We start from the raw sequence: 23,896 nt of genomic DNA, 5'->3' as shown, positions 1-23,896 counted from the left end.
TCAAATCCGGATCGCGGATTGATCGAGGCGCTGTTCGCTATGCGTCCCGAGGCCGCTTCGCGGCGATCCCCTCGGCCACGGCCTTCGCCTGCACCCGAATGTCAGGGGCGGCCGTAATTTCCCAGAATTGTCCCGCCGTCAAGGCGCCAATCAAGCTTCATGCGAACCTCCTGTCAAGGACCGATATTCTTCGGCTAGGAAATCAGCGAATGACGTCGCGCATTGGCAAGAAGATCGCGAAGCGATGCGGTTGGTCCGTACAGCATCAGCAGGCGATTCTCCTCGCGTTTGGCGAGGCGATATCGTCGTGCGAATTCCACAACTGCTCACTCACCGCTGGCCTTTCTGCATCGTCGCCTCGTGAGATCGAACCACGGCGACGACCTTTACTCGGCCGCCGCCAGCGCCGGGTTTGCGCCCGGAAAGAAGGCCGCCAATTCGCCGATCACTTCGTTGATGCGGCTCAAAAGCGGATCGGATGAGACCGCATACTCTGCAAAATCGCGATCGGACGCATAAATGGCGGTCGGAAGCGTATGGGACATGAAAAAACCGAACAGCGGCCGAAGCTGATGCTCGACCATCAACGCATGCCGGTCACCGCCGCCCGTCGCCGTGATGATGATCGGCTTGCCCCGAAGCTCGTGCGGGTCGATCAGATCGATGAGGTGTTTGAAAAGACCGGGATAGGAGCCCTTGTAGGTCGGCGAGCCGATGATCAGGGCATCGGCCTGCACGATCTCTTCGATGACACGTCTGGCCTGCTCGTCGAGATCCCTGCGCCACAAGGCCCCACCCAGCGACGGACCGACATCGTGCAAATCATAGGTCTCGGTCGTAAAGCCGTAGCGGATGTTCGCGCGTTCGGCGATGTGCCGGACAAGTGCCAGTGTTTTGGATGGGCGGTTGAAGCTGCCAGCGATGCCGACGAGTTTGAAACCTGACATGGTTTTTCCTCTCTTTGGTTGCCTCAACTATTGTTAACAAAATTACTAGATTAAAGGAATGGGCGTCTGACCTTGCTCGCGTCGTTGAAAAAAAACATTCGTCTTGATGATCCAAGCTAAGGCCTATCGCCTCGAAGATGACGTTCGAGGAAAGGCAAATTGTCCTGTCCCCAGTAGATTTCGCCATCGTAGACATAGGTGGGAAACCCGAAGACGCCGCTGTCGCGCGCATGCACGCGGTCCGCCGACCACTTGTTCTGGACGTCGTCGTCGGCTTGGCGCCGGAGAAGTGCCGCGCCATCGAAACCTGCAGCGGTCACGATCGCTTCGCGCACATCGGGCTTGCCGATATCCCGGGCCGCGACCCAGAAGGCATGCTGCAGAGCCCGGGCAGCGCCGATCCAATCCAGCCCATCGAGATAGGCGGCAATCACGAAGAGGGATGCCGGCGTCGGATCGCTGAGCTCCGGGCGATGTTCGAGCCGCAACTCCTTGCCGCGCACGCGCGCCCAGCGTTTGAGATCCCGCGTCCAGTAAGCGCGGCGGATCTCCGGCCGGTTGCGCGAGAAGATGCCGCCATTTTCCTCGACCACCGTCGTCAGATAGGGCGTGATGACGACGCCGTTCTTCGCCGCAAGTTCGACGAAGGCATCGAAGCCGATGTAGGACCAGGGCGAGCCGATCGAAAAGAAATATTCCACCAATTTTGTCACTGATGAATGTTCCTCGTAAGGTGATTGTTCTGGTGTCGAGTGGCCGTTGCCCGACGGTATTTCAGGAAGCGGCCCGAATTTCGGGCTGTGCCTTCCATCCGAGCTCCGGCGCGATAAGCGTCACGAAGTCGTGGAGAATCTGGCGATATTCCTCGTGCTCGAACTCGTAAGGAAGCTCCAGCCTCAACTCGCTGACCTCGGGCAGGATCGGATCGGCGAAAAGCTGCTCCAGTATTTCGTCCGATGTGCCGAGGACATCGCGGGCGAACAGGGTGCGCCGCTCGCCCTGCGGCGAAAGCGTTCGCTCATGGCGGCCATCGGCATAGTCTCGATATCGGCGGCGCGTTGCCGCATCGGCGCTGTCGAAAGGCACGATGACGCGGCCCAGCGCGACGCGGCGGTGCGTGTCAGCAGTGCGATAGGTTTCGATCAGCCGCGATTGCGCGATGAAGAAATCATCGGTCCCCTCACCCGTTATCAAATTGCCGGTCAACAGGTTGAAGCCATTGCGGCCGGCCCAATCCGCCGAGTGCTGCGACCCGCCGCCATACCAGATCCGGTCGATCAGGCCTTTGGCATAAGGCTGCAGGCGCGGCCGCTGCGGCCCGAAGGGTGTCTTGATGGAGGTTGGCTCATCGCCGAGATAGGTGCCGCGCAGATTGTCGGCAAAGCGCAGCACGCGATCATGCGAGAAATCATAACCAGTCCAGTCGCCGTCGAAGACCAGCGGGCCGATCAGCTCGGCATGCAGCGGCTTTCCGGCGCTGACGCCGACATTCAGCCGGCCGCGCGAAAGAATATCGACCGTCGCAAGGTCTTCGGCCAGCCGATATGGGCTTTCATAACCGATCGGAATGACTGCAGTTCCGAGCTCGATCCGGCTGGTGCGCTGCGTGGCCGCCGCAAGAAAGGCGCTGGCAGAAGAGATCCCCGGCTCCAGGTGCCGCTGACGGACCCAGGCGCTATCGAAGCCAAGCTCCTCGCCATAGTGCAGTTGCTGGAGCGTCTGCTCCAATCCCGACAAGGGATCATCGTCGGGATAATTGCCGGGGGTGAGGAAGCCGATATGGCTGATGGATATATTGCGGCCGCTCATGTCGTGCTTTCCGATGATCAATATTTCGGCAGCCCGGGCGGGTTGGTCTCGGATACGGGCAAGGCTTCTTCGGAAAGATGCCAATGATCGAGTATCCCCGCATAGGTGCCGTCCTTGATCAGACCATTGGTGGCAACGGTCAGCGCATCGGCGAGTCCGCTTCCCTTGCGGGTGGCGATCGCGACGTCCGATCGATCCGGCCAGCCGGCGCTCAGCGTGCCCACCCGCTTGATGTTCTTGTCGCGTGCCGCAATGAAGACGAGCTGTGCGTGCGGCTGGACGATGACATCGGCCCGACCGGAACGCAGCGCGAGAAGGCTCGCCGCCTCGTCGTCGTAATACTGCAGTTCGATCGGCTTCAGGCCTGCGGCGACGTCGTCGTCGCTCCATTTTACGAGGATACGCTCCTGATTGGTGCCGGCGCCGACAATGATCCTCAGGCCCGCCGCGTCCTTCGGCTCCTTGATCGAGGTGATGGGACTATCGGCTTTCACGAAGAAACCGTGCAGGCCCTGACGATAGGTGGAAAAATCGAACTTCTCCTTGCGCTGCTCGGTAACGCCGACATTGGAGATGACGGCATCATATTTGCCCGATGTGAGGCCGAGCGGCCAGTCGATCCAGGCGACCGGGACGATCTCCAGCGTCAGGCCGAGGCTGTCGGCGATGGCATAGGCATAATCGGGATCCGCGCCCACCACGGTTTTGGCGTCGGTGGCATAGGTCGCGAGCGGCGGGCCGCCGGGGCTGACGGCGATGGTGAATTTACCTGGCGTAACGAACTTGAAATCCTTAGGGATCGCAGCGATCGCCGCATCCTTCCTGGCTGCATGAAGCCTGCCCGGCTGCTGCGGGCTCAGGTCGAAATCATCGGCCGCATGAACCGTCCCGAAGCCCGTCAAGGCTGCCGTCAGCGCCGCGAAGAAAAAGGTGCGGATATCAAGAAAGGTCGCCACGTGCGATATGTCTCCGTTTGCAGTGAAAGTCAGGGACGGAGCGGCTCGAACGGCCGTCCGTCCCCATAGACATTACGAACCGCTCTTCGGCAGGCCGGGCGGGTTGGTCTGGGCCTTGTCGATCGCCTCGGGGCCGAGATTCCAGGTGTCGAGGATCTTCTTGTACGCACCGCTGGCAATCAGGTCGTTGACGACATCGGTCAAGGGCGCCGCCAGGCCGCTGCCCTTGCGTGTGGTGACTGCGATCTCGGCCGTGATCGGCCAGCCGCCGCTGACGGTGCCGACGAGCTTCGTCTTGCCGTTGATGCCCGCCGCATAGGCCTGCGTGGCATTGACGCTGAAGACGGCATCGGCTCTGCCGGACTGAACGGCGAGATCCTTGACCGCATCGTCATCGTAATACTGCACCTCGATCGGCTTGAGACCGGCCGCGACATTCTGCCGATCCCATTCCAGGAGGATCTTCTCCTGGTTGGTGCCGGCATCGGTGATGACCTTCAGGCCGGCAATATCTTTCGGCTCCTTGATCGCCGTGATCGGATTGTCGGCCCTGACGTAGAAGCCCAGCTCATCCTTGCGGTAGGTCGAGAAATCGAATTTCTCCTTGCGTTCTTCCGTGACGGTCACATTCGAGATCACCGCGTCGAACTTGCCGGAGGTGAGCCCCAGCGGCCAATCGGCCCAGGCAACGGAAACGAGGTTGAGCTTCAGGCCAAGACTGTCGGCAATCGCCTGGGCGAGATCGACGTCATAACCGATGACCGTTTTGGAATCGGAGGCATAGTCGTGCAGCGGCAGATTACCGCTGGAGCTGATGCCGACGGTGAAGACACCGTTCTCGACGAACATGAAGTCCTTGATTTCGGCGATACGCTTCTCGTTCTTTTCCACCCGCAGCCGGTTCGGCTGTTCGGGGCTGAGATCGAACTTCTGCTGCGCCTGAGCGGAACCGAAACCGATCGCGCCAATGGTGACGGCTCCCGCTATGAGAAGCCTTATTCTATCTGTAAATGCCATGCCCCTTCTCCAATTCATCTTAAGATTGTGGTTGTTGTCGTTCGACCGGAGCAGCCCGTCGCGGCCCGGCATTTCACCAGCGCTGTCCGGCGCTAGAGAACCTTGGCAAGGAATTCGCGCGTTCGAGGATGCTCCGCTTGCGTGAAGATCCTGGCCGGCGGACCGGCCTCCAGAATGCTGCCGCTCTCCATGAAGACGACGGTGTCGGCGACTTCGCGGGCAAAACCGATTTCATGGGTGACGATGACGAGCGTCGTGCCGGTGCGGGCCAGTTCCTTGATGACGTCGAGGACCTCGCCGACGAGTTCCGGATCGAGTGCGGAAGTCGGCTCGTCAAAGAGCAGAACCTTGGGGCGGAGCGCCAGCGCCCGAGCGATGGCGACCCGCTGCTGCTGGCCGCCGGAGAGCTGGCGCGGGTAGGCATTGACCTTGTCGCTAAGGCCGATACGGGCAAGAAGTTCCTGCGCCAGCAGCACGGCTTCCTCGCGGCCGACGCCACGGACCTCGATCGGAGCTTCGATGAGGTTTTCGAGCACGGTCAGATGCGGGAAGAGATTGAAGCTCTGGAAGACCATGCCGATATCGGCGCGGCGTTTCAGGATATCCTTCTCCTTGAGCTCATGGAGCATGTCGCCCTTCCTGCTATAGCCGACGAAATCGCCGTCGACGGAGATGAAGCCTTCGTCGACACGCTCCAGGTGATTGATCGACCGCAGCAGCGTCGACTTTCCCGAACCGGAGGGGCCAAGAATGGCGGTCACGCTGCCGGCCGGCAGGTTGAGCTCGACATCGTCGAGTACCTTCAGCGAGCCGAAACTTTTCGTGATGCCGTGGATGCGCACCGCACCACCTGGCCGCATAGCCGTCGCATCATGGAAGCCGATTTTGCGGATTCTATCGGTCGCCGTCTCCAGCACAGGGAGCGGCCGGCGGAAGCGCTCGAAAAACGCCTGAAAGGGCAGCGGTGTCGGATTGCGCACGGCGCCCTTGGAGAAATAGCGCTCGATATAGTGCTGGGCGACCGACAGCACCGTCATGATGATCAGATACCAGACCGTTGCGACCATCAGCAGCGGAATGACTTCGAGATTGCGGCGGTAGATCACCTGGACCGTATAGAAGAGCTCTGGCAGCGCCAGCACATAGACGACGGAGGTGCTTTTCGCCAATCCGATGAGCTCGTTGAAACCGGTCGGCAGGATGGAGCGCATGGCCTGCGGCAGCACGATGCGGAAGGCCTGGCGGCGGCGCGGCAGACCGAGTGCGGCTGCGGCCTCCAGCTGCCCATGATCCACCGACAGAATGCCGCCGCGGACGATCTCGGCGAAGAAGGCCGACTGGTTGAGCGTCAGGCCGAGGTAGGCAGCGGCGAAGGGCGTCAGCAGCTGCACCGTGGGGTAATCGAACAAGACCCTATCGGTGAACGGGATGCCGATCCTGATCGTTTCATAGAGATAGCCGAGATTGTTCAATATCAGGAGCAGCACGATCATAGGGATCGAGCGCAGCAGCCAGATATAACCCCAGGAAAGGCCTGATAGCAGCGGCGACTTGGAGACGCGGGCAAGCGCCAGGGCTGTTCCGAGGATGGAGCCCGATATGGCGGCAAGAGCAGTCAGGAGCAATGTCCTGCCGAGGCCGACGAGCACTGGTTCGGCAAAGAACCATTCGGCAAAGACGCTCCAACCCCAGCGCGGATTGGTGAAGGTGGAATAGAGCACGGCAATGATGACGACGGCCGCGAATATCGTGCCTGCGAGCCGCTCGGGATGGCGCGCCGGCACGATGCGGTAACGGGAATAGTCCTGCTTCGGTTCTGCCGTTCTGCTGCCTGGCTCAATGCCCGCGAAATCCGTCGTCAGTGCCATTGTGCTTCCCTTTTATGATTATCGTCTTGTCGCCTTCAGAGATTTGCTCCGGCCACGCGCAGGCGCGGTTCGGCCGCCTCGGTGCCGAAGACCGGTGGAACGAGATGGGTGATATCCTTCTCGAAAGGCAGGCTCTTGTAGATCTCGGGATCAACTGATGTGTCGAAGAGAGCGGTATAGCCATAATTCAGATAGAGGCCGACGGCCTCGGGCTGACGGAAACCGGTCGTCAGATAGATGCGGGTGTATCCCTGGCGGGCCGCCTGAGCCTCCAGTTCCACCAGCACCTTGCGGGCAAGGCCCTGGCGGCGCAGGTCCGTGCGTGTCCAGATGCGTTTGAACTCGGCGGTGCGATCGTCGGAATGCTTGAAGGCGCCGCCGCCGATGGTTTCGCCATTGCGGATCAACAGGAGAAAATTGCCGTGAGGCGGCGCGAAAGCTTCGGGGGGATAGCGGTTCAATTCGGCTGCGGCGCCTTCGGCATTGAAATAGGTGCCGTAGCGGCTGTCATATTCGTGGATCAATTCATCGATCAGCGGCTTGGCGCGGGGATCGAGGGGGCTCGTATAGAGAAACGTATCGCTCATATCGTTCGTCACCCGTTGTCATCAGTGAGGAAGGTTTCGGCGAGCCGCACCCAGTAGCGGGCGGCCGGCGCGATGATCGCGTCGTTGAAATCGTAGTGGGCGCTGTGGAGAGGGGCGCTGTCGCCATTGCCGACGAAAAGGTAGCTGCCGGGATTGGCCTGCAGCAGGAAGGCAAAATCCTCGCTCGCGGTTCTCGGCCGGAAATCCCTCTCGATAGCCGCGGGGCCGAGTGCGTCATAGGCGACATCACGGGCAAATGCCGTCTCTTTGGCGTGATTGACCAGCGCCGGAAAGCCAAGCCGGTAGTTCACATCCGCCGCCGCGCCGAAGCTTTCGGCCTGGGCACGGGCAAGGGCTGGAATACGCTCCTGCAGCAGCTGGCGAACCTCCTCGCTGAAGGCCCGCATGGTGAGTTTCATTTCCACGCTCTCGGGTATGACATTCGAGGCGGAGCCGGCATGGATCGAGCCAACGGTGGCGACCGCCATATCCTGCGGATCGACATTGCGCGAGACGACGCTTTGCAGCGCGGTGATGAAGGAGGCGGAAGCCAGCACCGGATCGACGGCGCGGTGCGGCTCGGCGCCGTGGCCGCCCTTGCCGACGATTTTGATCACCGCCTGATCGACCGAGGCCATGGCCGGGCCGGTGACGAAACCGAATTGCCCCGTCGGTACACCCGGCCAGTTGTGCAAACCGAAGACCGCATCGACGGGAAACCGTTCGAACAGGCCTTCGGCAATCATCTTGCGGGCGCCGGCGCCGATCTCCTCGGCGGGCTGGAAGATCAGCCTGAGCGTGCCGCTGAAATTGCCGTTTTCGGCGAGATAGCGGGCGGCCGCCAGCAGGATCGCGGTATGACCGTCATGGCCGCAGGCATGCATGACGCCGGGATTGCTGCTGGCATAGGAAAGGTCGGTCGCCTCCTCGATCGGCAGCGCGTCCATGTCGGCCCGGATGCCGATCCGCTTCCTGCCCTCACCACGTCTGAGGGTGGCAACGATGCCGGTGCCGGCAACGCCCGTCGCCACCTCATAGCCCCAGGAGGAAAGGCGGGATGCCACGAGCTTGCTGGTCCTGAGCTCCTGAAAGGCAAGCTCCGGATATTGGTGCAGATCGTGGCGAAGCGCGATGATCTCGTCGAGATACGCGGCGATGCCCTTTTCGACTGGATCGTTGCTGCGCGGGTTCTGAGCAATGGTGTCCATGGCGATTCGCCGGCGCCTCAGGCGCCGACAGCCCTTCCTTGCTCGAGCTGATCGGCGCCCGCCGCATACCGGCTTTCCCTGAAGGGCAGGCCCAGATGGTCGCGCAGCGTCTCGCCCTTCAGGACCGGATCGAAATAGCCGCGCTCGGTCAGGATCGGCAGAACGTGCTCGGCGATATCCGCAAAGCCTTCGGCGATGACGGGGAAGCCGAGAATGAAGCCGTCGGCGGCGCCATGATCCACCCAGCGGATGATCTCATCGGCAATATGCTCCGCCGTGCCGATGAAGGCGGTGCGCGGCGTCGCGGAATCGAGCGCGACCTGCCGAAGCGTCAGCCCCTTCTCGCGCGCTGTCCTTTTGATGCGGTCGGTGGTGGCGCGGAAATTGTTCCTGCCGATATCGCCAATGTCAGGGAACGCCTCATCGAGCGGGTAGACGCTGAAATCATGGTGATCAAAGAAACGGCCGAGATAGAGGAGCGCCTCCTCGATGGTGACGAGATTGCGGATCGTCTCGTACTTGGCTTCCGCTTCCTCGGACGTCTTCCCCACGATCGGGCCGATGCCCGGATAGACGCCGACTTCCGCCGCAGGCCGTCCATGAGCAATGACGCTATCCTTGAGCTGACGGTAGAAGGCTTGCGCCTCTTCCAACGGCCCGCCATTGGTGAAGACGGCGTCGGCATGCTTGCCGGCAAGCCTGATGCCGGAATCCGAAGCGCCCGCCTGGAAGACGACGGGCTGGCCCTGCTTTGAGCGGCCGATATTGAGCGGCCCCTCGATGCGGAAAAAACGGCCCTTATGGTTGAGGCGATGCATCTTCGCCTTGTCGACAAAAACGCCGGTCTCGCGATTGCGCACGAAAGCGTCGTCGTCCCAGGAATCCCACAGGCCCTTGATCGCATCGATGTAGTCCTCGGCGATCTCGTAGCGCAGTTCGTGCTCGGGATGCTCGCGATTGTAATTGCGTCCCGACCCCTCGAGCGGCGAGGTCACCGCATTCCACCCTGCCCTGCCGCTGCTGATGAGATCGATCGAGGCAAACTGGCGGGCAATGGTGAAGGGATCGCTGTAGGAAGTCGAAACCGTACCGACGAGGCCGATCTTCGAGGTGGAGGCCGCCAGCGCCGAGAGAATGGCGATCGGCTCAAACCGGTTGAGGAAATGCGGGATCGACTGCTCGTTGATGTAGAGCCCGTCGGCGACGAAGGCGAAAGCGATGCCCGCCGCCTCGGCCTTGCGCGCCGTCGTCACGAAGAAGTCGAAATTGACGCTGGCATCGGCCGGTCCGCTTGGATGCTTCCAGGCATTCATGTGACCGCCGGGACCCTGCAGCATGATGCCGAACGTGACGTGTTTTTGAGCCATGGGATCAATCCTTTTTGGAAACGGTCAGGCGACGAGGGAAAGGCGCTCGGCGGCGAGCAGCTCGATGGAGGCCAGGCGGTCAGCGGTTGAAAGCGCCGGCGTGTCGAGCACGAACTCCTTGACGCCGTAGCGGTGGTGGAGCTCGTCCAGTTGCTTGCGGATCTGTTTTGCGGTGCCGTGCAGCACGTTCGGCACCTTCTCCTCGATCCGGTAATCCGTGACACCGGCCTGCCGGGCGAATTCGGCCGCCTGCTCCTCGCTGCCGACATTGACGGTCTGGCCGTTCGGCAGGAACACCTTGACGATGTGCAAGTCTCCGACACGCTCGCGGGCATAGTCCTCGCTTTCGGCGGCGAAAGCTGCGAGAGCCAGCAGGGGGCGCTTGCCGCCCGAGGCCCGTTCATAGGCTTCGAAGGTCTGGCGCAGATTGTCGGGATCGCCATTCAGGTGGCCGGCGAAGACAAGGTCCCAGCCCTTCTCGGCCGCGAGTTCGGCGCTTTCGACGCTGGCGCCGAGCAAGAAGCGCTCTGGAGCCCTCGGCGGGAAAGGAGTCGCCTGCGCACCGTCGTAACTGGGATCGGCGGCAAGATAGGTGTTGAGATCGGAAAGCTGGCTTGCAAAATCCGGCTTTCTCGCCGGATCGACGGCAAGCTGCAGGGCGCGCGTTGCGAGCGGAAATCCGCCCGGCGCCTTGCCGACACCGAGATCGACGCGTCCCGGGGCAAGCGATGCCAGAAGATTGAAGGTTTCGGCGACCTTGTAGGCGCTGTAGTGCTGCAGCATGACGCCGCCGGAGCCGACCCGTATTCTCGATGTCCTAGCGAGAAGATATGCTATCAGCGCCTCCGGCGCTGAACTCGCCAGGTTGGACATGTTGTGATGTTCCGCGACCCAGAAGCGGTGATAACCGAGTTCCTCGGCCCGGGCGGCAATCTTCACCGTCGCCCGCAATGCATCTACAGCGGTGAGACCCTGTTCGATCGGGCTTTTGTCGAGAAGGCTGAGGAGGTAGGTCATGACACCACGATCCGCTCGCTGGTTGCAAATTATAGTCTATAAAATCAGTAGACAAACTTCATTATAAGAAATGACATTCTCTTTCGACGGCGTTGCGTGAAAAAAGCGGCCGCGCCCAAGATGCAAAATTGGATGCCGGAAAGCTGTCAGAACAGGTCAAGCGGCGATGTCACGTTGTCGGCACCTTAACGGTTGGCGGATAATTCGGTTGAGATGAACGCATCGTCCATCAGCTACAAGAACCACCGCTTTCCACCGCAGATCATCGCGCATGCGGTCTGGCTATATTTCCGGTTTCCTTTAAGCCTCAGGTTGGTCGAGGAAATGTTGTTAGAGCGCGGCATTGTTGTGTCTTACGAAGCGATACGGCGATGGGGTCGCAAATTCGGGGCCGCTTACGCCAAGCAGTTGCGTAGGAAGAAGCCGTCGCGAAAAGATGTCTGGCATCTGGACGAGGTCGTGATTTCCATCGGCGGCCGAAAACATTGGCTTTGGCGCCCCGTTGATCAGGAGGGCTATGTTCTCGACGAGATCGTTCAGGCCCGCCGCGACACCAAAGCTGCCAAGCGGTTTACTGGTCAGACTGCTGAAGAAGCAAGGACGGGTGCCGACGCGCATCGTCACCGACAAGCTGCGCTCATATGGGGCGGCAAGACGGGACGTGATGCCCGCTATCGAACATCGATCGCACAAAGGCCTGAACAATCGCGCTGAGAATTCTCACGTGCCACTTCGCAAACGAGAACGGATAATGCAGGGGATTTCGATCTGCCGGCGGCTTGCAACGTTTTATCTCAGTCTTCTCAGCCGTCCGAGACCCTTTTCGTCCCGCCCCGCCAGAAACACTCGGCTCTATCCACCTACATTCATCGGCTCCGCGCCATGGCGCAGTGGAAAGCCGTGACCGGCGCAGTTGCCTGAGTTCACCGGCAAGGCCCTTGTCCGCGCGTTCGTGAAACAACGTGACATCGCCGGTCAAGCCGATCAGCTATCTCTTCATCAGGCCTGTTGGCCGGTCGATCCGGCCGGCAGGGCTTCGATGTTGGAGCAGAGACGCGAGGCGGGATCTGCCGCCTCGCGTCTCATTCCACCTCGTCCTTGCCGTCATCACCCTATACGAGGTGATAGATGGCGGAGTGCTCCTCGGCTTCGCCGCAGCCGTGCAGATATTCATAGCACTCGTTGTCGATGTCCTCCGGATTTGTAATCGGCAGACCTCACGGTCTCTTCCTCCTCGGGGAGCTCCAGATCCACTGTCAACAAAAATGCCTTCTCGCCGAGCATGCGGCGAAAGCGCGCCATTTCCCGAGGGACGTAATCCCAGAGATCATTGCCCCCCGCCTCGCACCAGTAAAGTCCGTAGCGATGTAAGCGGGCTCGATCATGTCGGGATAGTCCTCGACATAGTAGGGCATCGCGACGATGAGGCCAAAGTGCGCGGCGATCCATCCATGATGCGGATGCATTCGATCAATACAAACGATTATGCTGATTCACCGACGAAGGGTATTGAAGGCATCACACGGGCGTTTGGGCGGCTAGATCACAAGGACCATTGCGATGGGAAATTTCAAGTTCTGGGAAAAGTTCTTCAAGGGCAGCGAGGAGCCCGACACCCTCATCGGCAGCGATCATGACGATCTGCTCTGGAATTACGGCGGCAATGACTGGATCGACGGTCGCGCGGGCACTGACCGAGCCTTCGGTGGCGCCGGGAATGACCGGGTGTTTGGCGGCCCGGGTAATGACCAGGTCTACGGCGAAGACGGCAGCGACGTTTTATACGGCGGCAATGATCGATACCAACCCCGCGTGGCCGGTCAGGACAATGACTATGTCCGCGGCGGTGGCGGCGATGATGTTCTGTTCATCGGTGACGGCAGGGATTGGCTAAGGGGTGACGGAGGCCGCGACACGTTCGTGTTCCAGTTCCATGACCCGATGCCCGGGCAGCATAACCCAATGCCCGGGCTTCCGAAACAGGGGCCCGACCCGGATATCACCACCATCGCGGATTTCGACCCGGAGCAGGATACTTTCGCCTTCGATGCGCCGGGGCTCTACAACGATGGCGTTGGCGCAAACTTCATCAACCACGCCAGCGTGCAGTCAGGTTACCCGGTGGACACCTTCTACAGCGGCGATGCCTGGCGTGCGAACGGCGAGCACGTCGTGGTTATCACCGACCGTAGTTTCGCCGATGGCTCTGCCGCCGCGAGCGCGATATCCGGCGAGAGCGCCGGCGACATCATCGTCTACCACAACTACAAGACCCACACGGCGGATCTCGCCTATGTCACCTCGGGAAATCACGTGGATGTGTTCGCTCACCTGTCTGCGGTGGACAGTGTGTCCAACCTAGCCAGTCTGCACCTGAGCGCTTCGGACTTCGCCTTCGTCTGATTCCGCTTCTTGGTATGGTCCGCAGCGCCTAGTAGGGCGCAGCGTTTTCAGCTTGCCGCGCGGCTCGATCGAGCCGACGCTGTTCGGGGAAGCGTGCCTGATCCGTCGATGGGGACGCATCGGTGCTGGCGGTCAGAGGCTGGTGCATCATTTCAAACGCGAGGAGGAGGCCGTTGGGCTCTTCCTCCAGCTCTTGCGACAGAAACGATCGCCGTCTGCTCTACCTTGCGCGAAATGTCCTGTTCCTGGGTCATGCTGCCAATATAATCGACAACGTCGATCTTTGCCACTGGGAAGGCAAATGAAAAACCGGCCGCTACGCAGTGACCGGCTTATCGACAGTATGAGAAGAACCCTCATGACTAGGCGGCCTAGTCGCCGGCCCGCCAGACCGGGATGCCGAGCCGGCGCGTCTTGTCGGCGAGATTGCCGGTGATACCGCTGCCGGGGAAAGCGATCAGCCCGGCCGGCATGACCGAGAGCATTTCGTCGTTGCGCCGGAAGGGGGCGGCCTTGGCGTGTTTCGTCCAATTCGGCTTGAAGCTGATCTGCGTGACCTTACGGGCTTCGGCCCAGAGGCGGCGATGCGCTCGGCACTCTTGGGCGAACCTCCGTGCAGCAGGACCATGTCGGGATGCTTGGCATGGGTCGAGTTTGGCCCAGATGCGCTCACGGTCGTTATAGTCCATGCCGCCGGTAAATCCGCATCGCCCGCATGTTGTCTGCTGATCCCGCCACGGTGCTGCGCATGACCTTCTTGAACATCGCGCAATCGTCGCTTAGCCGGCTGCCGGAAGGTTGGGCTGCGAGGACGCCGATGAATGTTTGCTGTCTCTACCGAACTGCCTTAGCCGCCGACGCCCGCCTAAGAGCGCTTCTTAGTATGGCTTTACGCAACGATACATCCTCAGAGATTTTCCAGCGCAAGATTGTCAGCTTCTGCGAGATCAGGCTTTGTACCATTCTTCACGTCAAGTTCTTCGGAATCTCTGGTCAGATTATGAAATTTAGCAATTCACAAAGAACGAGGCCTGCGGCACCGCGCAGGCCAGCTACGTCTTCACTATCGCCAAGAGCGAGGGTGATCTCCTCATCCGCGAGATTGACTGTCAGTTCTTGAAAGCTCGCTTCAATAGGATCTAACATCGATTTTCCTCCACGCACGACATCACCATGCAGAATAATGCAGTTGGGTGCCGTCAGCTGCTGAAGGTTCGCCAATCCAACAGAAATATTGAACGCGTACTCTTGAAGTAGTTTTTTTGCCCCTTTGATGCCATTCTCGGCTAGCGACACTAAGCGGCCCGCATTCAACGAGCCAGGTCGCGGCAACCCCCTGGCTTGTGCTTCGTTTCTCAACCATCTCAATGTGGCGATCGTTTCCCAACATCCTCGTCGTCCGCATTGGCACATCTGGCCATTAAGTTGCACGATGGTATGACCAATTTTTCCGGCTTCACCCGCTGTCCCCCTATAAAGATGTCCATCAACGTATAGGGCCGCATCCAACGACTCACCGATATAGACGACAGCAAAATTTCTCTGTCCACGTCCTTGCCCAAACCAACGATCGCCAACAAGCAAAGCTCTGGTATCTTGGTCGATGCAGGCCGGAACCCCGAACCTTTTCGTTAACTCTGCTCCTATCGGAAATCCATCAAGGTATGGCGCAAGGCTCATAGCCACGATAGAACCTGTTTCCGTGTTAATCGTTCCTGCGACCGCCACCCCGATGCCTAAAACCGGTACGTGGGCGGAAGCGATTGTCTCTTCAACACAAGCACTGACGATCCGAAATGCATCGGAAGCATCTGTTCGGCCTTTAGCCAAACCGGCGTGATGTTGGGCATAGATCTCGCCCTCCAGAGAGACCAAGCATGTACGGACACGATCGTGCATCAGGAGGACTGCGCATATTGGCTTGGCCTCCTTCGAGAACCACAACTTGGTAGCCGGTTTTCCGCCGGCCCGGTCAGCAGGAACCACTTCGCCTTCGACAAGAATACCTTGATCGATCAATGGTTGGACAATGCCGCCGATAGTTGCTCGACTTGCTCCGGTGACGCGCGCCAGATCCACTCTGCTAGATGGGCCAATGTCGTATAAGGCCTGGAGCAAGCGTCCCCGATTTGCCGGCCCTAGTGTACCCGCTGAGATTAGAGTATGAGCCGGCTTAAATCGTTTGGAGCCGTTTTTATTGTCGGCGAGCGATCCCATGAAACAGAGCTTTCTGGATCCACTAGGACTATCCGCATTTTCTCCAAATGATCGTTTTCCTAATCTTTTTATCATGGACTCCATTAGATCCAACCCTCTCTTCATCGAACGCGAATGCCTTCGCGCCGAATTCCTCATGACCATTGTCTGACGTTTCCCAGAGCCTTGGATTGTAATTTGGGCCTGTGTGGCTAGCCGATTGAGAATCTCCTTTCCCTCCGATGATCTTGGTTGGTGTAGGCGACTATCAAAAAAGCCGAAGCTCCCCACCAGGCCATCATCTCACTGCGTAAATAAGAAGTGTTACTTCAGTATATATAATGCCCCTCATACATACATCTTCAGCAAAATCCAGATTAAAATCGGCACTTCTGTCATTCATAAAATATATTTAAAAATATATTTTTGCTATCTGTTGTTTTACCTCCGGAAAACATTAGACATATTTCGGAAATCGCCACAGGATCTATCGCGACTAGCGGTCGGAGAAGCAAATGAACGGACATACCAGCAATAATCTGGACGTTTACAATACCAGAGGGCCCTGGCAGGAAATGGATCTCGCCTTCCTCGGCGGGGAACCCGTCGTCCCTCCAGGGCGGATCACGCCTTGGCCAGCTCCAAAGAAGGAGCATTTGGATGCTCTCCGCGAAGTTGTAGATAGTGGAAGGTATCATCGGGTTAACCACCCAATCGTGGCTGACTTGGAGCAAAATCTCGCAACATGGACCGGTAAGTGGAAAGTCCGCGCCGTCGGCAGTGGTACGGCGGCGATCCATATCGAACTCGATTATGTCAAAGACCGAGGCGAGAGTGTGGTTACCGCAGCGCTGAACTGGCCCGGCGCGGTTGGACCAATTGCAATCAGTGGCCTCCGGCCGGTCTTCGTTGATGTTGACCTGAACTTGGCCGGTATCGATCAAGAGGCGGCAGCCGACAGGTTCGGACCAGGCGTCGCAGCAACTCTCATCACCCACCTCTTTGGGAATAATATTCTTGTTCCTCATGCAAGGTCTGCCGCGCGTGCTCAAGGGGTTGCAGTCATCGATGACGTTTGCCAATCGATCGGCGCCATTAAAGCGATCGTAGATGGGGCATACATTGATACCGACGCGCTCGCTTTGTCCGGCAACGGCGCAAAGCACCTTGGAGCCGGCGAACTAGGGTTTGTGATTACGGAAGACCCAAATCTGATTAAACATGTGGACCGCGTTTCGCTGACAAGCTCATCTCGCAATGGAGAACGAACTTTTTCCCCCTACTCAGAAGGATATAACTACCGCCCCAACGTCTTCTCTTCATCTATCGCAAAAATGCGAGTGATTGATCTGGAAACACAACTTCAGATTCGAAGAAATAACGGAAAACTTCTATGGGAGATGATCCGAGATCTGTCAGGTATTTTTCCTCTCTTCGACCCATTTGACTGCAATCAGTCCATGCTCAATTTCCCGCTTCGAATCGAACCGGAAGCACTCGGTTTCAGGCCAGGTCCGGCCGCAAGGGATACCGTGGTGAAACTGCTACAGGCCGAAGGTGTGCCCGTTTTGGTTTGGCTTACGAAGCCCGTCTTCGAATATCTGCCGACCATTGCCAACGATTGGAGGGCCAGCGACTTTCCCAATACGGTAAAACTCTTGGATACGATGTTTTACGTATCGGAGATCGCGCCACCCAATGAAGCCGAGGTAATGGAACTTTACGCGGAGGCGTTTCACAGGGTTTGGAAGGCTCTTTCCAAGTTCGGCCCAAAGATTTCCGATATCGCAACAACCATTTAAAGAAGACAGGGATGGGAAAATTCAGCCTACATTTTCCGGCTCGCTCTCTTGCAGCGTTGATTGTGTCGACAATGGTGTAATCCTATGGCCACTTACAAAACTCCAAAGCTCCTAATTTTCGATTGTGATGGAGTTCTAGTCGACAGTGAAATCATTGCTACCGCTGTGCATGTCGAAGCTCTGGCCGGATACGGATATAATATTTCCGCCGATACTTATAATAGTCGCTTCATAGGCATGACCGATCAGCAAAGTTACTCAATCATCGAAGCCGAGTCTGGCTTACGTTTGCCGAAGGGTCATCATGAATGTGTGATGGCAGAGATTGGCAGACGGTATGCCAGCGATCTCAAAGCCATTTCGGGCGTTAATCAAGCTTTGGACGCCATCAATGTGGAGAGATGCGTGGCATCGAGCAGCGATCTGGAAAAGCTGCATTTTGCACTTAAACTAACAGACCTGTACGATCATTTTTCGCCTTGGGTTTTCAGTGCTTCCCAAGTCGCATGTGGCAAGCCCGCCCCAGATCTTTTTCTGTTTGCATCTCAGAGAATGAATACATCGGCTGAGGCCTGCCTAGTCATCGAAGATAGCGTTGCTGGAGTTCAGGCGGCAGTGGCGGCTCGAATGCGGGTCATTGGTTTCGTCGGGGGTTCTCATTGTCCTCCCGGACATGCTGAGAAATTGATGGAAGCAGGTGCGATGAGAACATTCAGCCATATGACAGCGTTACCAAAGATCCTAGCAGATTGATTGTCGGGCCGCTGGACGCCGTGGAAGCTAATCCGAATATGCCACGAACCAAGCGCCGAAGCGGCTGATGCACTAGTGACTTTGCGCGTGAGGACTCATATGCTTATTAGTTGCTGCGAATCCCATTTGGCGAGAGAATCATCGCGCTTTAAGGTCCCCCTTACGATGGGCCTCGATCTAAAAGCGTCTGGCACGCCGGTAAAATAGGGAGAAACGATGGCCGCGAAGCAAATACATACTCGATCTCCGATAGTGATCGAGTATCTGGAGAGTTGTCGGGATTGGATCCCCGTTTGCACAAGCTGGTCGTTTGGACAATGGGGTTGCCAAGCCAATGGATCATTCGAGCAGACGAAGCATGAATTCGAAACCTCAACAAAAAGTTCTCTGCCGCTGACATTGGTTGCCGTCGAAGATGGCAGACCTGCGGGAATGATCAGCCTGAACGAGAGCGATTTTAAAGGAAGACCCGACCTTTCCCCATGGCTCAAGTCGCTATACGTCCATCCATTCCACCGCAATAAAGGAATAGCTTCGTTGCTGATCAAGAGGTTGGAGCACGAAGCTTTGCGCCTCGGCTGTGAAAGGCTTTACCTTACAACAGAGGACGCAAAGGGCCTCTACATGAAGAATGACTGGCTGGACATTGACCGAGTGCGGACGCCTTATGGCGACGCGGCTTTAATGACAAAGATTTTGCTGGGCGCCCGGACTGGCTAAATCAAGCAACTTTATCTGAGTTGAATTGGCTTTCGAGTGCTCAACTTGCCTCCGAGACTCAGGTGACGTGCCCACGTTGAAGGTATCGGAGGCTGCAACAGATGTGCTTCAGCGCGTCAAAAAACCGCAGACTTTAACCTCAGCCCGACTGTCGTCTATATTAGACCTCAAAAATCATCGCCCATACAAAATCCCTAAGCTGGGCAATTAGTTGTGTAGTGTTTTGAACTTGCCGCGCGCTACGCGGTCTTCAAAGCACATCGACAGAGGAAATAAAAAAATGTGGCTCTGTGAGAATTCGCTCCAATGTCGTGGGATAGCCGTTCCAGTTTTCGCAGGTGAACCGATGCCGGCAAAGGCTGACACTGCCTACAATGCTGTTCTTCAATTGCTCTACAGCTATGCCCGCGTGCCGGCGCAACATCTCAGTGACCAGGAGCTTGCCTCCAAACTTAACCTTGGTCGGACCCCGGTACGCGAAGCGCTTATCCGACTTGCCGCGGAGGGCAAGATTCTCTCCATCCCTCAAAGAGGCTATTTCACCAGGCCCCTCGTGGAAGGGGCGCTATTGGACTTATATGTTGTCGCACGTCAAACCCTCAGCTCCGCACTAAGGCGTGTGCCGCCGCATATTCCGGACAGTGGCCGGCGTGCGCGTGATAACCCGCCCCGCGACCAGCTCGCAGTCTATGCGGAAACCATCTTTGCCAATATCGCCCAGCTGTCGGCAAATTGCGAGGTTTGCAGAATTATCGACAAATTCTGTTTTTGCTCTCATCCTATCCGGATGGAGATAACTAAGACGGAGCTTAGTCCTTCTTACGAAAAAAGCCTCGCAAGACTGATGGGTGCGATCCCCCAGCTAGGCAAGGCAACGAGTGTGGTGGAGTCCGCATTAATGAGCCACCTTGACGTGGAACAGAGCGCTCTCGCGCGCGTCGTACACGAGGCAAACGAACGACGGTCAACAAGTCTTGCTTGGCTGGTGAGAAGTTTGTAAATACGCGGTCCTGATCGTAGCGAGTAGCTCAGCCATTCGGCTTTTGCCTTCACAGAACCGGACGGGCGGATTCCCGCTTTGGGCTCTTCCCGAGAAGCATCCCAAGGCATATCCGGGTCTCCACCAAAACTGCCCGCAGGGCAGACGGCCAGCCTCATGCCGAAGGAGCTCGATGATGGCGCGTGAACGATACATTGTGACAAGACGAACTCCTCATCCGCGCCCTGCCCCATATCGCCAGCAATGAGGCATACGCGTAAAGGCCAGGAGCCAAAAGCGGTAACGTTACCAATGTGTTAGCGGGGCACTATCAGGCGATCAGACCTAAGGAGATTCGCCTTCTTGAGCGCATCCTCCATCGAGGTCGCACCGAGGGAGACAACCGCTCGGTCCAGACATAGACGAATTTCGGCTTCGCCCTTGCCTTCAAGCAAGGCAATTTCGGCGACACTCCTGCCCACCGATATCCACCAGAGGCACGATCTTTCAAAGGGCGAGAGTTTCCACGTCATAAACACCCGGTAAAAATTTGGTCTGTGATCTCGTGATCAGAACCAATTCTCAGCTTGAATTGCGAAATCGAAATTCGACGTGCCCCGAATGGCCGGCGCACAGGACAGCGAAGGCACCGGTCGTGGCGTCGCGCTTGCAGCGTTCCCAAGTTTCCCTGCCAACGCTCAGCAGCATTGTTCGATGGCTTGCATGGGAGAAAACGCCTTACATCACCCTACCAGAACTGCGTGCCGACTCATTCGCCTCCATTGCTACCTGGCGCGCCTCCTCGGTACGTCTGGAGGAACTGGAGATCTTCCGCGTGATCTGATCGAGAGCAGCGGCAGTTTCTCGCAGAGAAGCAGCCTGTTGTTTGTTCCGTGCGCTTCGATAGATCCTGGGCACGTTGGCGTATTTCCGATGCGCTATTGTCAATCGCTGCTCCACTCCTACCCTTAGGGTGCCATTAGTCTCGAAATTTGATCCCGATGTGCCGACATCCCGCCGTTCGAAAAAATGGCTGCCGCCGAGCTTTGCTCGACGACAGCCAAAGCGCCTTGGGAGGCAGACAAACAAAGCCGGGACAGTTTCAGACGACATTTTTGCATGGAGCACCTGGATCAGTCGCGAATTGCGGTTCCTGTCAGAGGATCGAACCAGTGCAGCTTTTGCAAGTCGACTTTCATCGGAAGTCGCTGGTTGGGAGCGGGCGTCGCTGCTGGCGGGATACGCGCCACCAACCGGTTCTTGCCCTTGTGTTTGAAGTCGTCCGGTTCCTCGGCGTCGCTGACGGTGACGGCGGGGGAGGCAATGTCGAAGAAGACATAGGTGTCGGCGCCGAGCGCCTCGGCCACCGGAATCTGCTCGTTGAACAGCGCCTCCTGCTCGGAACACACCTGAAACATTTCCGGGCGTATGCCGGCGATGACCTGGCGCCCGGCATAGGCTGACAGCGCAGCGCTCGCGCGAACCGAAAAGGTGATGCCGGTTCCCACGATCGTGGCGCGCAGCGACTGCGCTTCGACCCGAAGCTCGACCCCGACGAAATTCATTGCCGGCGAACCGATAAAGCCGGCGACGAAAATATTCGCCGGCCGGTCGTAAAGCCGTTGCGGCGTGTCGATCTGCTGCAGGTTGCTTTCCTCGTTATTGCCGACGGGCTTGAGCACAGCAACCCGATCCCCCATCGTCATCGCCTCGACCTGATCGTGGGTCACGTAGAGCGTCGTGACGCCAAGGCGCTGGTTTAGAAGCTTGAGCTCGGCACGCATCTGGACCCGTAGCTTGGCGTCGAGGTTGGAGAGAGGCTCGTCCATCAGGAAAGCCATGGGATGCCGGACGATCGCCCGCCCCATCGCAACGCGCTGGCGCTGGCCGCCTGACAATGCGCCTGGCTTGCGGTGCAGGTATTTCGACAGGTCGAGCATATCGGCCGCATCGCGGACAAGCTTCTCGATCTTGTCCTTCGGCATTTTGCGCTGCTGCAGGCCGAAGGCCATGTTTTCGTAGACCGTCATATGCGGATAGAGCGCGTAGTTCTGGAACACCATCGCGATGTCGCGGTCCTGCGGTTCGGTGTTGGTGACATCCTGATCGTCCATGAGAAGCCGGCCGCTGTTGAGCAGCTCAAGCCCGGCCGCCATCCTCAACAAGGTGGATTTACCGCAGCCCGACGGTCCGACCAGCACGACGAACTCGCCGTCTGCAACCGTGAAGCTCACATTGGCGACGGCAACGGTCCCGTCCGGATAGGTTTTTCCAATCCCGTCAAAGGTCATGGACGCCATAATAGATCTACTCCCAGTATCAAGTGGCGAGGCAATTCATCCCATGGAATGAAATGCCTCGCAGGGTTGGTCACGACATCAGCCGATGTTCACAGGTTTGCCGCTGGCGACCGACTCCTCGATCGCGGCCAGAACCTTGGTGTTGGCGAGGCCATCGTTTGCGTCCGCAAGCAACGGGACGTCGCGCACCACACTGTCGACGAAGCGCGCGATCGACTCCTGCACGAAACCTCCGATCCGGGTCGCCCCCGTGGGCGTTACGCCGATGTAATCGTTGTATCTCAGGCCGCCCTCCATAATGCGGCGGAGACCGCCGTTATGGGTTGGATCGGCCTGAACCTGACCCTTCTCGCCAACGAACTCGATCTTGAAATCGACAAGAGACGGATTGTCGCGCGAGAGGATCCAGCTGTTCTCCATGGTCACGACCGTGCCCTTGGAGAATTCCAGGATCGATGCGTGGAAATCCTTGGTATCGACGCCGCCGGCTGACAACGTGCCGGAGCGGGCAACGGCGTAGACGCGGGTAACCTCGTCTGCGAGGATGAAGCGCAGGACGTCGACCAGGTGGCTGCCCAGGAACCAGAGTGCAGAGGATTTCGCGGCCCAGCTCAGCATCTGGAACGGAACGAATGTCGTGTTCGACAGCCGTGCCGTGCCGTGTTTGGCAAGACCGATCTGGCCATCCTGGATCATGCCGCGGACCTGGGCGAGAATCGGGTTCACCCGGTTGTGGAAGTCGATCATCAGCTTTCCGCTGGACTTCGCGGCAGCCTCGGCGATCTCCTCGGCTTCTATGACGGTCGTTGCCAGCGGCTTTTCGCTGAGAACGTGCTTGCCGGCCTTGAGGGCGGCAAGAATGATCGGCGTGTGCGTGAAATCAGGCGTCGCCACGGACACTGCGTCGATGCGATCGCTGGCGATCAACTTCTGGTAATCGGTGAATGCTTCCGCCGCACCGAAGCTCTCCTTCATCTTGAGCGCCCTGCCCTCATCGAGGTCGCAGACGCCGACAAGTTCGGTCTCCGGCAGGACGTTGAACGTGTGGGCGTGGTTGTTGCCCCAAAGGCCGGCGCCGATGACGCCGATGCGAAGTTTGCTCATTTTCTATGACTCCATTCAAACAGTAGAAAGATCAGCCCTTCACCGAACCGAAGGTGAGGCCCCGGACGACGTATCGATCGAAAACCAGGAAGATGATCATCGGCGGGATCATGGCGAGCACCGCCGCGGCGGCGATGTAATTCCACGTCACGCCGCTGGTGGCGAAGTATCCAAGCGTTCCGATCGGAAGGGTGGCGGTCGAGCGCGAGCTCAGGACCAGCGGAAAGGCAGCATTGTTCCAGGCAAAAACGAAGGCGAACATCGAAGTGACGATGATGCCGGGGCGAACGATCGGGAGCGTGATGCGCCACATGATCATGTACCAGCGGGCGCCGTCGACCCGGGCGGCCTCCTCCAGCTCTGCCGGCACCTCGTCGATGAAGCTTTTCATCAGCCAGACCGAAAACGGGATCGTCAGTGTTTGCAGAACCAGCACCATCGAAAAGTAGGAGCCCTGCAGGCCGATCCGCGTGATCAACACGAAATACGGGATCAGGAATGCAATCGGCGGCGCCATCAACAGACCGAGATACCAGAGCATGATGTTCTTCTTGCCGCGCATCTTAAAACGCGAGAGCGCGTAAGCCGCAGGAACGGAGAACGGCAGATTAAGCAGCACGGCGCCGATTGCGACGATCAGGGAGTTCACCAGTTGCGGCGCGTTGGTGCCGGGATCGACGAGGATATGCCGGAAGGCATCGAACGTCGGCTCGAAGGTGAACTGCGGCGGCATTGTAAACGCCGTTTCCGCTGGACGAATCGCGAGTGCCAGGAACCACAGGATCGGGCCGATGAAGATCGCCAGGAAAAGCAGGCCGGCAGCATAGGTAAGAGCGGTAGAGAACGTCGTGCGGTTTGACATA

At 58.3% G+C, this 23,896-nt stretch carries 20 protein-coding genes and 3 pseudogenes; 7 read left to right on the top strand and 16 right to left on the bottom strand.

What is annotated here, in order from left to right; all coding sequences use genetic code 11:
* Positions 1–386: 386 nt before the first annotated feature.
* The 10 genes from msuE to RGR602_RS21550 form a co-directional block, all read right to left on the bottom strand.
* Positions 387–947, bottom strand: a complete 561-nt coding sequence (gene msuE / locus RGR602_RS21600) for an FMN reductase (RefSeq protein WP_040114172.1) — start codon at positions 945–947, stop codon at positions 387–389.
* 116 nt (positions 948–1,063) lie between these two features.
* Complete coding sequence (locus RGR602_RS21595; protein WP_040114171.1) at positions 1,064–1,660, bottom strand: 2-hydroxychromene-2-carboxylate isomerase; 597 nt, start codon at positions 1,658–1,660, stop codon at positions 1,064–1,066.
* 61 nt (positions 1,661–1,721) lie between these two features.
* Positions 1,722–2,756 (bottom strand): LLM class flavin-dependent oxidoreductase, encoded by a 1,035-nt coding sequence (locus RGR602_RS21590; RefSeq protein WP_040114444.1) that lies wholly within the window; start codon positions 2,754–2,756, stop codon positions 1,722–1,724.
* A 17-nt stretch (positions 2,757–2,773) separates the two neighbouring features.
* Positions 2,774–3,712, bottom strand: coding sequence for an ABC transporter substrate-binding protein (locus tag RGR602_RS21585; protein ID WP_040114170.1), 939 nt, complete (start codon positions 3,710–3,712; stop codon positions 2,774–2,776).
* Between the two features lie 72 nt (positions 3,713–3,784).
* Complete coding sequence (locus RGR602_RS21580; protein WP_040114169.1) at positions 3,785–4,729, bottom strand: ABC transporter substrate-binding protein; 945 nt, start codon at positions 4,727–4,729, stop codon at positions 3,785–3,787.
* A 92-nt stretch (positions 4,730–4,821) separates the two neighbouring features.
* The gene (locus RGR602_RS39455; RefSeq protein WP_082046637.1) at positions 4,822–6,597 is read right to left on the bottom strand and encodes an amino acid ABC transporter permease/ATP-binding protein; all 1,776 of its coding nucleotides are present in this window, start codon (positions 6,595–6,597) and stop codon (positions 4,822–4,824) included.
* 35 nt (positions 6,598–6,632) lie between these two features.
* Positions 6,633–7,184, bottom strand: a complete 552-nt coding sequence (locus tag RGR602_RS21565; RefSeq protein WP_082046664.1) for a GNAT family N-acetyltransferase — start codon at positions 7,182–7,184, stop codon at positions 6,633–6,635.
* An 8-nt stretch (positions 7,185–7,192) separates the two neighbouring features.
* Positions 7,193–8,392 (bottom strand): M20 aminoacylase family protein, encoded by a 1,200-nt coding sequence (locus RGR602_RS21560; RefSeq protein ID WP_040114167.1) that lies wholly within the window; start codon positions 8,390–8,392, stop codon positions 7,193–7,195.
* A 17-nt stretch (positions 8,393–8,409) separates the two neighbouring features.
* Positions 8,410–9,759 (bottom strand): LLM class flavin-dependent oxidoreductase, encoded by a 1,350-nt coding sequence (locus RGR602_RS21555; RefSeq protein WP_040114166.1) that lies wholly within the window; start codon positions 9,757–9,759, stop codon positions 8,410–8,412.
* A gap of 24 nt (positions 9,760–9,783) precedes the next feature.
* Positions 9,784–10,776, bottom strand: a complete 993-nt coding sequence (locus RGR602_RS21550; protein WP_040114165.1) for an MsnO8 family LLM class oxidoreductase — start codon at positions 10,774–10,776, stop codon at positions 9,784–9,786.
* A 166-nt stretch (positions 10,777–10,942) separates the two neighbouring features.
* Between RGR602_RS21550 and RGR602_RS21545 the strand changes: the two are divergent.
* The 3 genes and pseudogenes from RGR602_RS21545 to RGR602_RS36065 all read left to right on the top strand — a co-directional run.
* Positions 10,943–11,697 (top strand): annotated as a pseudogene (locus RGR602_RS21545) (IS6 family transposase).
* Between the two features lie 639 nt (positions 11,698–12,336).
* Positions 12,337–13,179: a calcium-binding protein gene (locus RGR602_RS21535; protein ID WP_040114163.1), complete on the top strand. Its 843-nt coding sequence runs from the start codon at positions 12,337–12,339 to the stop codon at positions 13,177–13,179.
* A 64-nt stretch (positions 13,180–13,243) separates the two neighbouring features.
* Positions 13,244–13,405 (top strand): annotated as a pseudogene (locus tag RGR602_RS36065) (WGR domain-containing protein); the annotation flags it as partial.
* Between the two features lie 145 nt (positions 13,406–13,550).
* On the opposite strand, the gene RGR602_RS21530 reads toward RGR602_RS36065, so the two are convergent.
* Both RGR602_RS21530 and RGR602_RS21525 read right to left on the bottom strand, forming a co-directional pair.
* A complete protein-coding gene (locus RGR602_RS21530) occupies positions 13,551–13,868 on the bottom strand; it encodes a DUF2493 domain-containing protein (RefSeq protein WP_082046636.1) in 318 nt (105 codons plus the stop codon).
* A gap of 304 nt (positions 13,869–14,172) precedes the next feature.
* Entirely contained in the window at positions 14,173–15,396 is a 1,224-nt protein-coding gene (locus RGR602_RS21525; RefSeq protein ID WP_203226219.1) for an ROK family transcriptional regulator, read from the bottom strand.
* A gap of 554 nt (positions 15,397–15,950) precedes the next feature.
* Here RGR602_RS21525 and RGR602_RS21520 point away from each other — a divergent pair.
* From RGR602_RS21520 to RGR602_RS21505, 4 genes are all read left to right on the top strand, one after another.
* Positions 15,951–17,177, top strand: a complete 1,227-nt coding sequence (locus RGR602_RS21520; protein WP_223844068.1) for a DegT/DnrJ/EryC1/StrS family aminotransferase — start codon at positions 15,951–15,953, stop codon at positions 17,175–17,177.
* An 84-nt stretch (positions 17,178–17,261) separates the two neighbouring features.
* Entirely contained in the window at positions 17,262–17,930 is a 669-nt protein-coding gene (locus RGR602_RS21515; protein ID WP_040114161.1) for an HAD-IA family hydrolase, read from the top strand.
* Positions 17,931–18,146: 216 nt separating this feature from the next.
* On the top strand, positions 18,147–18,650 hold the full coding sequence (locus tag RGR602_RS36060; protein WP_082046635.1) for a GNAT family N-acetyltransferase: 504 nt from the start codon (positions 18,147–18,149) through the stop codon (positions 18,648–18,650).
* A gap of 280 nt (positions 18,651–18,930) precedes the next feature.
* Positions 18,931–19,650 (top strand): GntR family transcriptional regulator, encoded by a 720-nt coding sequence (locus RGR602_RS21505; RefSeq protein ID WP_040114160.1) that lies wholly within the window; start codon positions 18,931–18,933, stop codon positions 19,648–19,650.
* 720 nt (positions 19,651–20,370) lie between these two features.
* Here RGR602_RS21505 and RGR602_RS38580 read toward each other — a convergent pair.
* The 4 genes and pseudogenes from RGR602_RS38580 to RGR602_RS21485 all read right to left on the bottom strand — a co-directional run.
* Positions 20,371–20,584: pseudogene (locus tag RGR602_RS38580) on the bottom strand (methyl-accepting chemotaxis protein); the annotation flags it as partial.
* A gap of 178 nt (positions 20,585–20,762) precedes the next feature.
* On the bottom strand, positions 20,763–21,929 hold the full coding sequence (locus tag RGR602_RS21495) for an ABC transporter ATP-binding protein (protein ID WP_040114158.1): 1,167 nt from the start codon (positions 21,927–21,929) through the stop codon (positions 20,763–20,765).
* 78 nt (positions 21,930–22,007) lie between these two features.
* Positions 22,008–23,033 (bottom strand): Gfo/Idh/MocA family protein, encoded by a 1,026-nt coding sequence (locus RGR602_RS21490; RefSeq protein ID WP_040114157.1) that lies wholly within the window; start codon positions 23,031–23,033, stop codon positions 22,008–22,010.
* Between the two features lie 31 nt (positions 23,034–23,064).
* Positions 23,065–23,895, bottom strand: a complete 831-nt coding sequence (locus RGR602_RS21485; protein ID WP_040114156.1) for a carbohydrate ABC transporter permease — start codon at positions 23,893–23,895, stop codon at positions 23,065–23,067.
* Position 23,896: the final 1 nt, after the last annotated feature.

The sequence above is a fragment of the Rhizobium gallicum bv. gallicum R602sp genome (genome assembly GCF_000816845.1).
GTDB classification, from domain to species: Bacteria; Pseudomonadota; Alphaproteobacteria; order Rhizobiales; family Rhizobiaceae; genus Rhizobium; species Rhizobium gallicum.
The sequence above is the reverse complement of the archived record's forward strand: the minus strand, read 5'-3'. Positions and strand labels throughout refer to the sequence as shown.